Below are 15,359 nucleotides of genomic sequence, written 5' to 3'. Positions count from 1 at the left end.
CGGGTGGGGTGGGGGTGTGGAGGAGCGCGTCCGGACGCTGGTCAGGAGCATCTGCCGTTGTCCGGTCCGGGTCAACACGCTTCAATGCGGGATGACATCGGACTGTGAACGGTGTGACCCGGGTGTGAACGGACGCCCCCGGCCCACCTGCCCGCTCGTCCCCGGCGGTGCGACGGTCCGCTCCCCCACCGTGAACGTTCACCGAGGAGTCCTCGTGAGCCACACCGAGGCCGATCTTGCGCAACTGCTGCACACCGGTCCCTTCCATCTGGCGCTGCGCACCGCGCTCGCCGTGCGCGGGCTGCCGCTCCAGCGGGTCCAGCACCATCTGGCGCACCGGGGCGTCAGGGTCGGGGTGACGAGCCTGAGCTACTGGCAGCAGGGCGCCCGCCGGCCGCAGCGGCCGGAGTCCCTGAAGGCCGTACGGGCCCTGGAGGAGGTGCTCCAGCTCCCGGGGAACTCGCTCCTCCGGCTCCTGTCGGGGGATGCGGCCGCCCGGTCCGAGGTGGAGCGCCCGGCGGGCCGGTCGTACCGGTCACTGGTGGAGGCGTCCGGCTCGGTCGAGGAGCTGCTCGCGGAGCTGGAGTGCCCGACGGACGGGGGGCTGCACACGGTGGGGCACCACGAGCGGGTGCGGATCGGGGCGGGGCGGGAGCTGGTGGGGCGCGAGTCCCAGCACGTGGTGCGGGCGCACCGGGACGGGGTGGACCGCTATCTGGCCATCCACCACGGGGACCCGGGCTGCGATCCGTCGCGGGTGGTGGTGCGGGCGGTGGAGAACTGCCGGACCGGGCGGGTGCGGTGGCACGCGGGGACGGGGGTGCTGGTCGCGGAGCTGCTCTTCGACGCGCGGCTGCGGGCCGGGGACACGTACCTCTTCTCGTACGGCTTCGAGGACGGCACGGCGGGGGCGAGCGGGGAGTACGTGCGCGGGTTCAGCTTCGCGGGCGGGCAGTACGTGCTCCAGGTGCGCTTCGACGAGGCGGCGCTTCCGGTGCGGTGCCGGAGGTTCGCGCAGGCCTCGGCGGGGGCGCCGCGGGGCGGCCGTGCGGAGCTGACCCTGAGCGGCCGGCACCGCACGGTGCACCTGGTGGAGCAGGGGGTGCGTCCGGGGATCCTGGGGATCGACTGGGACTGGTCCTGAACCGCTTGTCCCGTCAGGCTCGGGGCCCGGCGACGAGCTCGCCGCCCTCGACCCGGATCGGGACCGCGGGGAGCGGGACGGTGGCCGGGCCCCGGAGCGCCTTGCCGGTCGTCACGTCGAAGCGGCTGCCGTGGCAGGGGCAGTTGCCCTCGTTCGCCTCGACCTTGTCGAGGACGCAGCCCGCGTGGGTGCACTGGGCGCTGAAGGCCTTGTACTGGCCCTCGGCGGGGCAGCTCACGACGAGGCGCTGCTCCCGGTAGAGCTTGGAGCCGCCGACCGGGACCTCGTCGGGGGAGCCGAGGGAGACCGGGGCGGTCGGGGTCGGGACCTCGGCGTGGCCGAGCTTGGACTCGGTGGAGCAGGCGGCGACCCCCAGCCCGGCGGCACCGGCGAGGGCGGCGCCTTTCAGTACGGTGCGACGGCTGGACTGGCCGGACATGAGCGCTCCACGGTGAGATCGGTGGGATCGGGGACAAGACACCCCAGCGGTGACCGAACCGACGATACCGGCGCGGTCCGCGCCCGGGTCGCGGGGGCCGTGGGGGCGGCCCCGTGTACGGAGCGGGCCCGAGCGGCGAGACCTCCGCGCGGGCGCCTCGCGGGCACACCGAAGCCCCCGGCGCGGAGTCCCCCGGTGGGGCGGGGAGTCCGTGCGCGGGGGCGTGTCGGGGTGGCAGGGCTCGGGGTGGGGCCCTGCCACCGGTGGTGGGTCAGGCCTTGCGGGCCCGGGTCGCCGTCTTCTTGGCGGCGGCCTTGGTCGCGGTCGACTTGGTGGCGGCCGTCTTGGCCGCCGCCGTCTTCTTCGCCGCCGTCCGCTTCGTGCCGCGCGCCGCCGGGATCGCCGCGTCGCTGATCCGGTCGGCGCCGAGGACGTCACGGAGGAACTTGCCGGTGTGGCTCGCCGGGACCGAGGCGACCTCCTCCGGCGTGCCCTCGGCGACGACCACGCCACCGCCGCTGCCGCCCTCCGGGCCCATGTCGACGACCCAGTCCGCGGTCTTGATGACGTCGAGGTTGTGCTCGATGACGATCACCGAGTTCCCCTTGTCGACCAGCCCGGAGAGGACCTTGATCAGCTTCGAGATGTCCTCGAAGTGCAGACCGGTGGTCGGCTCGTCCAGGACGTAGACCGTGCGGCCCGTGGAGCGCTTCTGGAGCTCGGAGGCGAGCTTCACGCGCTGCGCCTCGCCGCCGGAGAGCGTCGGCGCCGACTGCCCGAGGCGGACGTAGCCGAGGCCGACCTCGGTCAGGGTCCGCAGGTGACGGGCGATCGTGGGGACGGCCTCGAAGAAGTCGAGGGCCTCCTCGATCGGCATGTTCAGGACTTCGGCGATGGACTTGCCCTTGTAGTGGACCTCCAGGGTCTCCCGGTTGTAGCGGTCGCCGTGGCAGACCTCGCACGGGACGTAGACGTCCGGGAGGAAGTTCATCTCGATCTTGATCGTGCCGTCGCCGGAGCAGTTCTCGCAGCGGCCGCCCTTGACGTTGAAGGAGAAGCGGCCGGGCAGGTAGCCCCGGACCTTGGCCTCCATCGTCTCGGCGAAGAGCCTGCGAACGTGGTCGAAGACGCCGGTGTAGGTCGCCGGGTTCGACCGCGGGGTGCGGCCGATCGGGGACTGGTCGACGTGCACGACCTTGTCGACCAGCTCGTCGCCGTCCACGCGCGTGTGCCGCCCGGGCACCGACTTGGCGCCGTTCAGCTCGCGCGCCAGGTGGGTGTAGAGGATGTCGTTGACCAGGGTCGACTTGCCGGATCCCGAGACGCCGGTGACGGCGGTGAGGACGCCGAGCGGGAAGGAGACGTCGATGTCCCGCAGGTTGTTCTCGCGGGCCCCGTGGACGGTGAGCCGCCGCTCGGGGTCCACCGGCCGGCGGACGTCCGGGGTGACGATCGACCTGCGGCCGGACAAGTACTGCCCGGTCATCGACTCCTCGTTGGCGAGGAGCTCCTTCAGGGAGCCGGAGTGGACGACCTTGCCGCCGTGCTCGCCGGCGCCGGGGCCGATGTCCACGACCCAGTCGGCGACCTTGATGGTGTCCTCGTCGTGCTCGACGACGATGAGCGTGTTGCCCATGTCCCGGAGCCGCACCAGGGTCTCGATCAGCCGGTGGTTGTCGCGCTGGTGGAGGCCGATGGAGGGCTCGTCGAGCACGTAGAGCACGCCGACCAGGCCGGAGCCGATCTGCGTGGCGAGCCGGATGCGCTGGGCCTCGCCGCCGGAGAGCGTCCCCGCGGCCCGGTTGAGCGAGAGGTAGTCGAGGCCGACGTCGACCAGGAAGCGCAGTCGCTCGTTGACCTCCTTGAGGACCCGCTCGGCGATCTTCTTGTCGCGGGCGCTGAGGGTGAGCCGGGAGAGGAACTCGGCGCAGTCGCTGATGGACATCGCGGAGACCTCGGCGATGGACTTGTCCATGACCGTGACCGCGAGGACGATCGGCTTCAGCCGGGTGCCCTCGCAGGTGGGACAGGGCACCTCGCGCATGTAGCCCTCGAAGCGCTCGCGGCTGGAGTCGCTCTCGGCCTCGGTGTGGCGCCGCTTGACGAAGGGGACGGCGCCCTCGAAGGCCGGGGTGGTGTACGCCCGCTCCCGCCCGTACCGGTTCCGGTAGCGGACCTCGACCTGGGTCTTGTGGCCGTACATCAGCGCCTTCTTGGCGCGCTGAGGAAGGCCCGCGTACGGGATGTCGGTGCGGAAGCCGAGGGCCTGGGAGAGGCCGCCGATGAGCCGGCCGAAGTACTCCTTGGTGTGGCCGTGCGACCAGGGGTGGATGGCGCCCTCGTCGAGGGACTTGTCCTCGTCGGGGACGATCAGCTCCGGGTCGACCTCCATGCGGGTGCCGATGCCGGTGCAGTCCGGGCAGGCGCCGAAGGGCGAGTTGAAGGAGAAGGAGCGCGGCTCCAGCTCCTCGAAGGAGAGGTCGTCGTACGGGCAGTAGAGGTGCTCCGAGTACATCCGCTCGCGCTCGGGGTCGTCCTCGGGGAGATCGACGAAGTCGAGCACGACCATGCCGCCGGAGAGTCCGAGCGCGGTCTCGACGGAGTCGGTGAGCCGGCGCTTGGCGCTGTCCTTGACGGTGAGGCGGTCGATGACCACCTCGATGGTGTGCTTCTCCTGCTTCTTGAGCGTCGGCGGCTCGCTGAGCTGCACGGTCGTGCCGTCGACCCGGGCACGGCTGTAGCCCTTGGTCTGGAGGTCGGCGAAGAGGTCGACGAACTCGCCCTTGCGCTCGCGCACGAGCGGGGAGAGCACCTGGAAGCGGCTGCCCTCGGGGAGCTCCAGGACCTTGTCGACGATGGCCTGCGGCGACTGGCGCGAGATGGGACGGTGGCACTCGGGACAGTGCGGCTTGCCGATGCGCGCGAAGAGCAGGCGGAGGTAGTCGTAGACCTCCGTGATGGTGCCGACCGTCGAGCGCGGGTTGCGCGAGGTCGACTTCTGGTCGATGGAGACGGCGGGCGACAGACCTTCGATGAAGTCGACGTCCGGCTTGTCCATCTGACCGAGGAACTGCCGGGCGTACGAGGAGAGCGACTCGACGTACCGGCGCTGCCCCTCGGCGAAGATCGTGTCGAACGCGAGGGAGGACTTGCCCGACCCCGAGAGCCCGGTGAAGACGATGAGGGAGTCACGCGGGAGATCGAGGGAGACGTTCTTGAGGTTGTGCTCGCGAGCGCCACGGACGATGAGACGGTCGGCCACGCCGGTCCGCACCTTTCTTGAGAGAGCGGATGTGCCTACACACCAACAACCGGGGACGCCGGATGCTTCCATCGAGCGTATAGCACGTACATTCGATTTCCGGTCTTCCGGAGACCTCTTCACCCGAACGAGTGGTCCGGGCCGGTCGGCGCTAGGGTCGGCGCCATGATCGATCACGAGCGTGACCTTGTTTCCCTGCAAGAGGCGACCGATCGGCTCCTGGACGCCGCCGCCTCCTGGGACAACGCCGCGACGGCCGAGCCGTCACGGCTTCCGGGCTGGACCCGCGGCCATGTCCTCGCCCACCTCGCCCGCAACGCCGACGCCCTGGTGAACGTCTTCGAGGGCCGCCCCATGTACACGGACGCCGCGACCCGCGAGGCCGACATCGAGCGGGACGCGTACCGCCCGCTCGACGCGCAGCTCGCCGACGTACGCGAGAGCGCGGAGCGGCTGCGGGCGGTGTGCGAGAAGCCCGCCGACTGGAGCCGGACCGTCGAGCTGCGCAACGGCGTCACCGACAGCGCCTCCCGGGTCCCCTTCCGCCGCTGGGTGGAGGTGGAGCTGCACCACGTCGACCTGGGCGCCGGATACGGCCTGGACGACCTGCCGGAGGAGTTCGTCCTGCGGGAGGTCGAGTTCCTGGCCGACCGCTGGTCGGGACGCCCGGAGGTGCCCCCGGTGACCCTCCGCCTCGGTCACGACGGGACGGGGCCCACCTGGAGCACCGGAGGGACCGAGGGTACTCCCGTCGTCCTCGCGGGCACCGGCCCCGAACTGCTCGGCTGGCTGTCCGGCCGCGGCGACAAGGGCGCCCGTCTCGCCGTCCTCTCCGGCGACGGCCTCCCGGACCTCCCCCCGCTATAGGCTGAGCGCATGACGTACAGCGGAGTGGTGAAGGTCGGCGGCCCTGCGGACGTGCACGAGCTGGCGGACCTGATGATCTCGAAGGTCGCGGTCGGCCCGATGGACAACAACGCCTATCTGCTGCGCTGTCGGGCGACCGGCGAGCAGCTGCTGATCGACGCGGCGAACGAGGCCGGCACCCTGCTCACGCTGATCGGTGACGACGGCGTCGGCGCCGTCGTCACCACCCACCGGCACGGCGACCACTGGCAGGCCCTGGCCGAGGTGGTCGCCGCGACCGGCGCCCGCACCTACGCGGGCGCGTACGACGCGGAGGGCATCCCGGTCGCGACCGACGTGCCCGTCGAGGACGGCGACACGATCCGGGTGGGCCGGGTCGAGCTGACCGCCCGCAGGCTCGTCGGCCACACCCCGGGCTCGATCGCCCTCGTCTACGACGACCCGCACGGCCACCCCCACGTCTTCACCGGCGACTGCCTCTTCCCCGGCGGCGTGGGCAACACCCACCAGGACCCGGAGGCCTTCGCGAGCCTGCTCCACGACGTGGAGACCAAGCTCTTCGAGGCCCTCCCGGACGAGTCCTGGGTCTACCCGGGCCACGGCAAGGACACCACGCTCGGTGACGAGCGCCCCCACCTCGCGGAGTGGCGCGAGCGCGGCTGGTGACCCGAGGGCGGACGGAGGGCGCGCGCCCCACCAGCGGCGCGCTCCCGCACGCCCCCGTAGCGGGGGTGATCGGCGGGTAGATCGCGGGACATGTACCGCCGTCACTCTCCGTCGCCGTCCACCGGCCCCTCGATGGGCCGGATCGCCGCCGCCTCGCTCGTCGGCACCGCCATCGAGTTCTTCGACTTCTACGTCTACGGGACCGCCGCCGCCCTCGTCCTGGGCCCGCTCTTCTTCCCGACCTTCTCCCCGCTCGCCGGGACCCTGGCCGCCTTCGGCACCTTCGCCGTCGGCTTCGTGGCCCGGCCGCTCGGCTCGGTCCTCTTCGGCCACGTCGGCGACCGGTACGGCCGGCGCCCGGTCCTCTTCGCCTCGCTGCTCCTGACCGGCTGCGCCACGGTCGCGGTCGGCTGCCTCCCCACGTACGCGACGCTCGGCATCGCCGCCCCCGTGCTGCTGCTCCTGCTCCGCTTCCTCCAGGGGCTCGGTCTGGGCGGCGAGTGGGGCGGGGCGGTGCTGCTCACGGCCGAGCACGCCCCGGAGCACCGGCGCGCGCTGTGGGCGAGCTTCCCGCAGATCGGCCCGACGGTCGGCTTCCTCCTGGCGAACGGGGTGATGCTGGGGCTCACGGCCGGGCTGAGCGACGCGGAGTTCCGCTCCTGGGGCTGGCGGGTGCCGTTCTGGGCGGCGGGGCTGCTCGCGGCGGGCGGGCTGCTGCTGCGCTCCTCGCTCGCGGAGACCCCGCAGTTCGAGGAGCTGTCCGCGTCCGGGCGGCGCGCGGGCGCCCCGCTGGCCGAGGTCGTCCGGAACCACTGGCGGCTCGTGCTGCTGACGGCGGGGGCCCTCGCGGTCGGGTACGCCGTCTTCTACGCGGTCTCCACCTGGGCCCTGGCCTACGGCACCGGGCGGCTCGGCCTGAGCGGCCCGGTGATGCTGGGCTGCGTCATGGCGGCGGTGGCGGTGATGGGGGCGGCCACCCCGTTCGTGGCGCTCCTCGCCGACCGCTGGGGCCGCCGGACGCTCTGTCTGGCCGGGTGCGCGGGCTGCGCGCTCTGGATGTTCCCGATGGTGGCGCTGCTGCACACCGCGCGGCCGCCGCTGATGTTCCTGGGCTTCCTGGGCGCGCTGCTGGCCTTCATCACGATGTTCGCGGTGGTCGCCGCGTACCTGCCGGAGCTGTACGAGCCCCGGGTCCGCTGTACGGGCGCGGCCGTCGGCTACAACCTCGCGGGCGTCCTCGGCGGCGCCCTGACCCCCCTCGCGGCCACCGCGCTCTCCGAGGGGGGTTCGGGTCCGCCGTGGGGCGTGGCGGCCTATCTGACGCTGGTGGCCCTGGTCAGCCTGGGCTGCTTCGCGCTCCTCCCGGAGACCCTGCCGGCGCGCACTGCGGTGAAGGAGCCCGCGCCCGCCTAGGAGGCGTCCGGAAGGAGACGCGTCCGAAAGGGGCCCGTTCCGAAAGGGCTCCGGAAACGGCGAAAGGCCGACCGGGGAGGGGGTCCCGGGCCGGCCGTCGCCGTGTGTGCCGCGTCAGGCGCCGATGCTGTCCTTCTCGGTGCCGTCGGCGTCGGCCACGCTCTGGGCGGCCTCCCGCTCGGCCTGTCGCTTGGAGGCGATCAGGCTGGTGATCGTGGTGATGATCAGAACACCGCAGATGACCGCGAGGGAGACCGGGATGGAGATCTCCGGGACGTGCACCCCGGACTCGTGCAGGGCGTGCAGCACCAGCTTGACGCCGATGAAGCCGAGGATCACCGACAGGCCGTAGCTGAGGTGGACCAGCTTCTTGAGCAGGCCGCCGATCAGGAAGTACAGCTGTCGCAGACCCATGAGGGCGAAGGCGTTGGCGGTGAAGACGATGTACGGGTCCTGGGTGAGGCCGAAGATCGCCGGGATGGAGTCGAGGGCGAAGAGGATGTCGGTGGTGCCGATGGCCAGCATGACCACCATCAGCGGGGTCAGCACCCGCTTGCCGTTGACCCGGATGAACAGCTTGGTGCCGTGGTACCGGTCGGCGACGCCGAACTTCTTCTCGACGCTCTTGAGGAGGCGGTTCTCCTCGAACTCGTCCTCCTCCTCGTCGGCGCGCGCCTCCTGGATGAGCTTCCAGGCGGTGTAGATCAGGAACGCGCCGAAGATGTAGAAGACCCAGGAGAAGCTGGCGATGATCGCGGCACCGGCGGCGATGAAGATCGCGCGGAGCACCAGGGCGATCAGGACGCCGATCAGCAGCACGCGCTGCTGGAGGTGCGAGGGGACCGAGAACTTCGCCATGATCAGGACGAAGACGAAGAGGTTGTCGACGCTGAGCGACTTCTCGGTGATGTATCCGGCGAAGAACTCGCCGGAGGACTGGGCGCTGCCGAAGAACAGCAGGCCGAGCCCGAAGAGTACGGCGAGGACGATCCAGACGATCGTCCAGATGCCGGCTTCCTTGACCGACACGTCATGGGGCTTGCGCCCGATGAAGAAGTCGGCACCGATCAGGGCACCCAGACCGAGAATGGTCAGGACCCACAGGGTCGTCGAAACGTCCATTGCGCCTCCGGCGTCGTACGGCTACTGATCAGCGTCGTCGCTGCCGGAGGTCTCTTCCACCCGGGCGGCGGACGAGCCGCCGCCGGGCCGACGCCCCGGGATCGGATCACTGGGATCCCTCCGTACTGACGGGCACGCCGCGCTTGGGGAGTACTCCCCTCCGCGTGAAGAACACTACCCGAAATGCCAAGAGAAGGTAAAGGGGAGGCTAAAGGATCATCAAGACGCCAGGTCAGGACCGCTTTCCCCGGCGGGCCTCCGCCACTTGGGCGAGGACCTGCCGCAGGACCCCGCTGCCGGGCGGGAGCACCGGCGGCTCGTACGACCAGGCGTGCCCCACCCACGGGTCGGCGAGGTGGTCGTCGGGGACGGGGGTGAGCCGCAGCAGCGAGCGCCACAGCGGGTCGAGCAGCGGCCCGTACGCGGCCGCGTCCGCCCGGTCGGCCACCATCAGCAGGTGGACGCCGACCGAGGGGCCCTCGTCGGCGAGGTACCGGAGCCGGGTGACCGCCCGGTCGTCGAAGCCGTGCGGGAAGTCGTGCACGATCAGCAGCTGCCGGGCCGTGTCCAGGCCGGGCGGCAGCGCGTCGGCCGCGCCGCCCCGCAGCGCCATCTGGAGCAGGTCGACCCGCTCGGTGAGCTGCTCCAGGACCGCGGAGACACCGGCCGCGCCCCGGGCCGGCGGGGTCGCGAGGACGTCGGACTCCACGAGCGGGGCGAGGGACGCGGCGCCCGCCCCGGCCGCGTCGAGGACGTGGACGGCGAAGCCGCCCGCCGGGTGCGCCGCGAGCAGCCGGGCCGCGTGCGCGACCGCGCTGTCCAGGGCGAGCCGACGCAGCTCGGTCTCGTCGAGGAGGCCGGCCGCCTCCGAGTGGCCGCGCCCGCTGTCCACCCACAGCCCCCGTTCCAGCGGCAGCCGGACGAGCATGGGGATCCGCAGCTCGGTGCGCTCGGGCAGGTGGAGGTCGCCCAGCCGGACGGCCATCGGCTCCTCGGCCGGGACCCGGTAGGCGTGCCAGACGGGGTTGTCCCAGCGGGCGTAGGCGGCCGGCAGGGCCGGTTCGACCACTTCGGACTCGGCCGCGAGCTGGGCGAGGTCGCGGTCGAGGACCGCGCGGGCCCGGTCCACCAGCTCGTCGTGCCGGGCCCGGGCGGCCGCGCGGGCCGCGTCGTTCGCGCCCCCGTTCCTGGCGCGGTAGTCGGAGAGCGTCTGGTCGAGCTCCCGGTCGAGCCGGGACTCCGCGAAGTCGCAGGCGCTGCGGTAGGCGGCGGCGGTACGGGCCAGGTCCTCGAACATCCCCCACACCTGGTTGTACAGGCGCTCGTCCATGGACCAGCCGGAGGCGTCCCCGGCGACCGGCGCGGGCGGTGCCTGGGGCGGGGCCTGCGGCGGCTCCGGCGCGGCGGCGGGCCTGCGGCGGGGGTGGGAGTAGTCGATGGGGCCGCCCGGCGCCCGCGCGCCCGTGTCCGTGCCCGACGGCGGGGTCACCGGCACGGTCGGCGTCGGGTCGGAGACGGTCTGCGGAAGCGGCGGGGGCGGGGGCGGGGGATCCGAGGCCGTCGGGGCGGCGGGGGCCGGGACGACCGGGGTGGCCAGGGGCGTGGGCCGGTCCGAGCCGGTGGGGACCGCCGGGGCCGGGGCAGACGGAAGCGTGGAGTCCGCGGCCGCCGGGGCCGGGGCAGACGGGAGCGCGGGGTCCGCGGCCGCCGGGGGTGTCAGGGCCGCCGGGGCGGCCGGAAGCGCGGGGTCCGCGGCCGCCGTCGGCAGGGGCACCCGCTCCGGCTCGGGGGCGCGCGGTCGCGGGGCGGTCGCCGCGGGCGCGGCCTCCGGGGCGGCGGCCGCCAGGATCGTCGCGGCCGCGTCGGCGGGCCGCTCCAGGCCCTGGTCGCCGAGGAGGTCGGCGAGCCCGCCCTCGTACCCCTGGCCCATCGCGCGGACCTTCCAGGCGCCCTGGCGGCGGTACAGCTCCAGGGCGACGACGGCGGACTCGCGGTCGAGTCCGGTGATCGTGTAGGTGGCGATCTCGGTGCCGTCGGGCCCGGTGACGGCGACGAAGGGGGCGGCGACCGCTCCGAAGCGGGCGGCTCCGCCGTGCCCGGTCAGCGCGAGGAGGACCGAGATCCGGTGGACGGTCCCGGGCATGGCGCCCAGGTCGACGGAGAGGCGCTGGTCGGCGGCCGGTGCCCCGGGGACGTCGACGCCGGGGAGCGAGGGCGCGCCGGGGTGGGCGATCCACTCCGCGCCGGGGACCCTGCCGCCCTCGTCGCCGAGGGTGGCTCCGGCGAGGACCGGATGACCGGCCGACACCCGGATCTCCAGTCGGGTGTCGGGCAGGGGGTGGTTCTGTCCCCGGACCAGCTCGGCCGTCATCGACTCTGTCCCCTCGGTGCTTCCCCGGTGCGGATTCGCGTGTCCCGGTGCGGTTCAAACGGGTCGTTCATGGGCCGTCCGGATCAAGGCGCCGAACGAATCATGCGGGACAGCTCCCGGCGGCGGCTGCCTCCGGGAGCTGTGGGTGCGTGGTGCGCGGGCCGCCTACAGGTGCGGCAGGATCGCCGGCATCAGGTCCTGGAAGGTGCGGCCGTTGGCCGGGTTGCCCAGGGCGGTCATCTGCCAGCCGGAGCCGGCCCGGTGCACCTTCGCCATGATCTGCGCGGTGTAGCGGCCGCCGCCGTCGAGGGTGTAGCGCGCCAGCTCCTGCCCGTTCGTCTCGTCGACGAGCCGGCAGAAGGCGTTCTGCACCTCCTGGAACGTCTGGCCGGTGAAGGAGTTCACCGTGAAGACGATCTGGTCGATGTGGACCGGGACCCGCTCCAGGTCCACGAGGATCGCCTCGTCGTCGCCGCCCTGCCCCGCGCCGCCCACCAGGTTGTCGCCGGTGTGCTTGACCGAGCCGTCGTCGCTGACCAGGTGCCGGAAGAAGACCACGTCGACCGGCTGCTTGTCGGCGAAGAGGACGGCCGAGGCGTCCAGGTCGATCTCGCGGGTGCGCGAGCCGAAGAGACCGCGGCGCGGCGCCGCCTGCCAGCCGAGCCCCATCCGCACCTGGGTGAGGCTGCCCCCGCCCTGCTTCTCCAGGCTGATGGCCTGACCCTTGGTCATGTTCACGGTCACGCGCGTGCCCCTCTCGTTGCGTTCCCCGCGTCCGCTGTCCGGTGCGTGCGGTTGTCCAGCACCCTACGCAGGGTCACTGACACCGCGGAGGGGCGGTCCGGTTTTGTGTCGGTCTTGCAACACACCGGACCGCCTCCGGTCAGGCGAGGCCCGCCTCCTTCATCTGGCGCAACTCCTTCTTCAGCTCTCCCACCTCGTCGCGGAGCCGGGCGGCCACCTCGAACTGGAGCTCGGCGGCGGCGGCGCGCATCCGGTCCGTCATCTCCTCGATGATCGCGGCCAGTTCACTGGCGGGCCGGTCGCCGAGCTCCACGGTGGAGCCCGCCCTGCCCCTGCCCTTGACGCCGTGCGCGGCGAGCGCGGGGACGGGGGCCTTGGCGCCCTTGCCCTCCTTGCCCTGGCGGTAGCCGGTGCCGAGCAGCTCCTCGGTGTCGACCTCCTCGCGCGCGATGGTCGCGACGATGTCGTTGATCTTCTTGCGGAGCGGCTGCGGGTCGATGCCGTGCTCGGTGTTGTACGCGATCTGCTTCTCGCGGCGCCGGTTGGTCTCGTCGATGGCCTGCTCCATCGCCGGGGTGATCCGGTCCGCGTACATGTGGACCTGGCCCGACACGTTTCGCGCGGCGCGGCCGATGGTCTGGATCAGGGAGGTCCCGGAGCGCAGGAAGCCCTGCTTGTCGGCGTCGAGGATGGCGACCAGGGACACCTCGGGGAGGTCGAGGCCCTCCCGGAGGAGGTTGATGCCGACGAGGACGTCGTACTCGCCGGCGCGCAGCTCGCGCAGCAGCTCGATGCGGCGCAGGGTGTCCACGTCGCTGTGCAGGTAGCGCACCTGGATGCCGAGCTCCAGGAAGTAGTCGGTGAGGTCCTCGGCCATCTTCTTGGTGAGGGTGGTGACGAGGACCCGCTCGTCCCGCTCGGTGCGCAGCCGGATCTCGTGGACCAGGTCGTCGATCTGGCCCTCGGTGGGCTTGACGACGACCTCGGGGTCGACGAGGCCGGTGGGGCGGATGATCTGCTCGACGAAGCCGTCGCCGCGCGAGAGCTCGTACGTCCCGGGGGTCGCGGAGAGGTAGACGGTCTGGCCGATCCGCTCCTGGAACTCCTCCCACTTCAGCGGGCGGTTGTCGAGGGCCGAGGGGAGCCGGAAGCCGTGGTCGACCAGGGTCCGCTTGCGGGAGGCGTCGCCCTCGTACATGGCGCCGATCTGCGGCACGGTGACGTGCGACTCGTCGATGACGAGCAGGAAGTCCTCGGGGAAGTAGTCGAGGAGGGTGTTGGGCGCGGAGCCGGGCTCGCGTCCGTCGAAGTGCATCGAGTAGTTCTCGATGCCGGAGCAGGAGCCGATCTGGCGCATCATCTCGATGTCGTACGTGGTCCTCATGCGCAGCCGCTGGGACTCCAGGTGCTTGCCCTGCTTGTCCAGCTCGGCGAGGCGGCCCTCCAGCTCGCGCTCGATGTCGTTGACGGCCCGCTCCATGCGCTCGGGTCCCGCGACGTAGTGGCTGGCGGGGAAGACGTACAGCTGCTCGTCCTCGCTGATGACCTCGCCGGTGAGCGGGTGGAGGGTGGAGAGGGCCTCGATCTCGTCGCCGAACATCTCGATGCGGACGGCGAGCTCCTCGTACACCGGGAAGATCTCGATGGTGTCGCCGCGGACCCGGAAGGTGCCGCGGGTGAACGCCAGGTCGTTGCGGGTGTACTGGATGTCGACGAAGCGGCGGAGCAGCTGGTCGCGGTCGATCTCCTCGCCGACCTTGAGCGGGACCATCCGGTCCACGTACTCCTGGGGCGTGCCGAGGCCGTAGATGCAGGAGACGGAGGCGACGACGATCACGTCCCTGCGGGTGAGCAGGGAGTTCGTCGCGGAGTGGCGGAGCCGCTCCACCTCCTCGTTGATGGAGGAGTCCTTCTCGATGTAGGTGTCCGACTGCGGGACGTATGCCTCGGGCTGGTAGTAGTCGTAGTACGAGACGAAGTACTCGACGGCGTTGTTCGGCAGGAGCTCGCGGAACTCGTTCGCCAGCTGGGCGGCCAGCGTCTTGTTCGGCGCCATCACCAGGGTGGGGCGCTGGAGCTTCTCGATCATCCACGCGGTGGTCGCCGACTTGCCGGTGCCGGTGGCGCCGAGGAGCACGACGTCCTTCTCGCCCGCGCGGATCCGCCGCTCGAGGTCGGCGATGGCGGTCGGCTGGTCGCCGCTGGGCTGGTAGGAGCTGACGACCTCGAAGGGCGCCACCGTACGTTCGATCTTGGAAACGGGCCGCATGGAACCACCGTACGACCCGGCACCGACACTCGGGCGGCGATCGGCTCACCGCCCGGCCGCCGGGCGTCCCCTCACCAGTCCTGGGAGCGGTGCACGCCGTGGACCGCGGCGGCCCTGCGGGTGGCGCGGCGGGCGGGGCGGGCGGACCGTCCGGCGGGCTCGCCGTAGTGGGTCGGCACGTGGCGCGGGGCGGGCACGCCGGGGCGGTGCACGGCCCGGACCCGGGTCCGCCGCCACTCGGGGTCGCCCATCACGAGCAGCGGGTCGAACATGACGACGACGGCGGCGAGGATGAGGAAGACCGCGGGGCCGATCAGCATCGGCAGGAGGAGCGAGGTCGCGGGGGCGGTGGCGGCTTCCGGGACCCCGGCGCCGTTCAGGTGGACGGTGACGGCCGCCATGGCGGTGTAGTGCATACCACTGACGGCGACGCCCATCACCAGGCTCGCACCGAGGCTGGCCAGAAATCCATGCACGGAAACGGCCGCCCAGAGGGCCGTGGTGGCGGCCACGACGGCGATGACGACGGAGAGCGCGACGGTCGCGGTGTCGTACTCGACGCGGCCGTGGAGGCGCATCCCGGCCATGCCCAGGTAGTGCATGGTGGCGATGCCGAGACCGGTGATGGTGCCGCCGGTGACCAGGGTCAGGGCGGTCGCCCCGCGGTACCCGACGATGAGGATGCCGATGCCGACCATGAGGACGGCGACGCCCAGGCTGGCGAAGGTGATGGGCCGGTCGTAGTCGACCGGCGCCTGCTGGACCGAGAAGCCCATCATGGCGATGAAGTGCATGGTCCAGATGCCGGTGCCGATCGAGGTGGCGCCGAGGACGAGCCAGCCCGCCTTGAAGCTGTCGCGGTGGCGGAGGGATCTGGTGGTGCACCTCAGGCCGAGGGCGCCGCCGAGGCAGGCCATGAGAAAGGAGGCCACCGGCGTGACGAGCCCGTAGCTGAATCCGTCGACCGTGCCCTGCATGATCGTGTGCCCTCCACCCCTGGTGCGACGTCGGCCGAAAACAGTCGGTTCCGTCGGCTCCTACTCCCCCGGGGCGAGATTATGG

Annotated in this window: 11 protein-coding genes; 4 read left to right on the top strand and 7 right to left on the bottom strand. The window is 72.1% G+C overall.

What is annotated here, in order from left to right; genetic code table 11:
• Positions 1-214 precede the first annotated feature (214 nt).
• Entirely contained in the window at positions 215-1,144 is a 930-nt protein-coding gene (locus tag ACIQVI_RS12095) for a hypothetical protein (RefSeq protein ID WP_121833290.1), read from the top strand.
• A gap of 13 nt (positions 1,145-1,157) precedes the next feature.
• Here ACIQVI_RS12095 and ACIQVI_RS12090 read toward each other — a convergent pair whose 3' ends face one another.
• Together ACIQVI_RS12090 and uvrA are read right to left on the bottom strand one after the other, a co-directional pair.
• On the bottom strand, positions 1,158-1,583 hold the full coding sequence (locus ACIQVI_RS12090; protein WP_351973649.1) for a Rieske (2Fe-2S) protein: 426 nt from the start codon (positions 1,581-1,583) through the stop codon (positions 1,158-1,160).
• A 271-nt stretch (positions 1,584-1,854) separates the two neighbouring features.
• Positions 1,855-4,845, bottom strand: a complete 2,991-nt coding sequence (uvrA, locus tag ACIQVI_RS12085) for an excinuclease ABC subunit UvrA (protein WP_403594224.1) — start codon at positions 4,843-4,845, stop codon at positions 1,855-1,857.
• Between the two features lie 165 nt (positions 4,846-5,010).
• Between uvrA and ACIQVI_RS12080 the strand changes: the two genes are divergently transcribed.
• The 3 genes from ACIQVI_RS12080 (at position 5,011) to ACIQVI_RS12070 (ending at position 7,791) form a co-directional block, all read left to right on the top strand.
• Entirely contained in the window at positions 5,011-5,712 is a 702-nt protein-coding gene (locus ACIQVI_RS12080; protein ID WP_403594221.1) for a maleylpyruvate isomerase family mycothiol-dependent enzyme, read from the top strand.
• 9 nt (positions 5,713-5,721) lie between these two features.
• A complete protein-coding gene (locus ACIQVI_RS12075; RefSeq protein WP_403594218.1) occupies positions 5,722-6,378 on the top strand; it encodes an MBL fold metallo-hydrolase in 657 nt (218 codons plus the stop codon).
• Between the two features lie 132 nt (positions 6,379-6,510).
• Positions 6,511-7,791 carry an MFS transporter gene (locus ACIQVI_RS12070; protein WP_403594548.1) on the top strand — a complete coding sequence of 427 codons (1,281 nt, stop codon included), beginning with the start codon at positions 6,511-6,513 and terminating at the stop codon, positions 7,789-7,791.
• Between the two features lie 114 nt (positions 7,792-7,905).
• On the opposite strand, the gene ACIQVI_RS12065 is transcribed toward ACIQVI_RS12070, so the two are convergent.
• The 5 genes from ACIQVI_RS12065 to ACIQVI_RS12045 form a co-directional block, all read right to left on the bottom strand.
• The gene (locus tag ACIQVI_RS12065; RefSeq protein ID WP_121833295.1) at positions 7,906-8,913 is read right to left on the bottom strand and encodes a TerC/Alx family metal homeostasis membrane protein; all 1,008 of its coding nucleotides are present in this window, start codon (positions 8,911-8,913) and stop codon (positions 7,906-7,908) included.
• Positions 8,914-9,145: 232 nt separating this feature from the next.
• Entirely contained in the window at positions 9,146-11,284 is a 2,139-nt protein-coding gene (locus tag ACIQVI_RS12060) for a TerD family protein (protein ID WP_403594215.1), read from the bottom strand.
• A gap of 165 nt (positions 11,285-11,449) precedes the next feature.
• On the bottom strand, positions 11,450-12,028 hold the full coding sequence (locus ACIQVI_RS12055) for a TerD family protein (RefSeq protein WP_403594212.1): 579 nt from the start codon (positions 12,026-12,028) through the stop codon (positions 11,450-11,452).
• A 139-nt stretch (positions 12,029-12,167) separates the two neighbouring features.
• Positions 12,168-14,297 (bottom strand): excinuclease ABC subunit UvrB, encoded by a 2,130-nt coding sequence (gene uvrB / locus ACIQVI_RS12050; protein ID WP_403594209.1) that lies wholly within the window; start codon positions 14,295-14,297, stop codon positions 12,168-12,170.
• A gap of 71 nt (positions 14,298-14,368) precedes the next feature.
• A complete protein-coding gene (locus ACIQVI_RS12045; RefSeq protein ID WP_403594206.1) occupies positions 14,369-15,274 on the bottom strand; it encodes an MHYT domain-containing protein in 906 nt (301 codons plus the stop codon).
• Between the last annotated feature and the right edge of the window lie 85 nt (positions 15,275-15,359).

Origin of the sequence: Streptomyces sp. NPDC098101, assembly GCF_044760185.1 — a bacterium.
Classification (GTDB): Bacteria; Actinomycetota; Actinomycetes; order Streptomycetales; family Streptomycetaceae; genus Streptomyces.
Note: the sequence above shows the minus strand (reverse complement) of the source record. Positions and strands in the feature narration are given on the sequence as shown.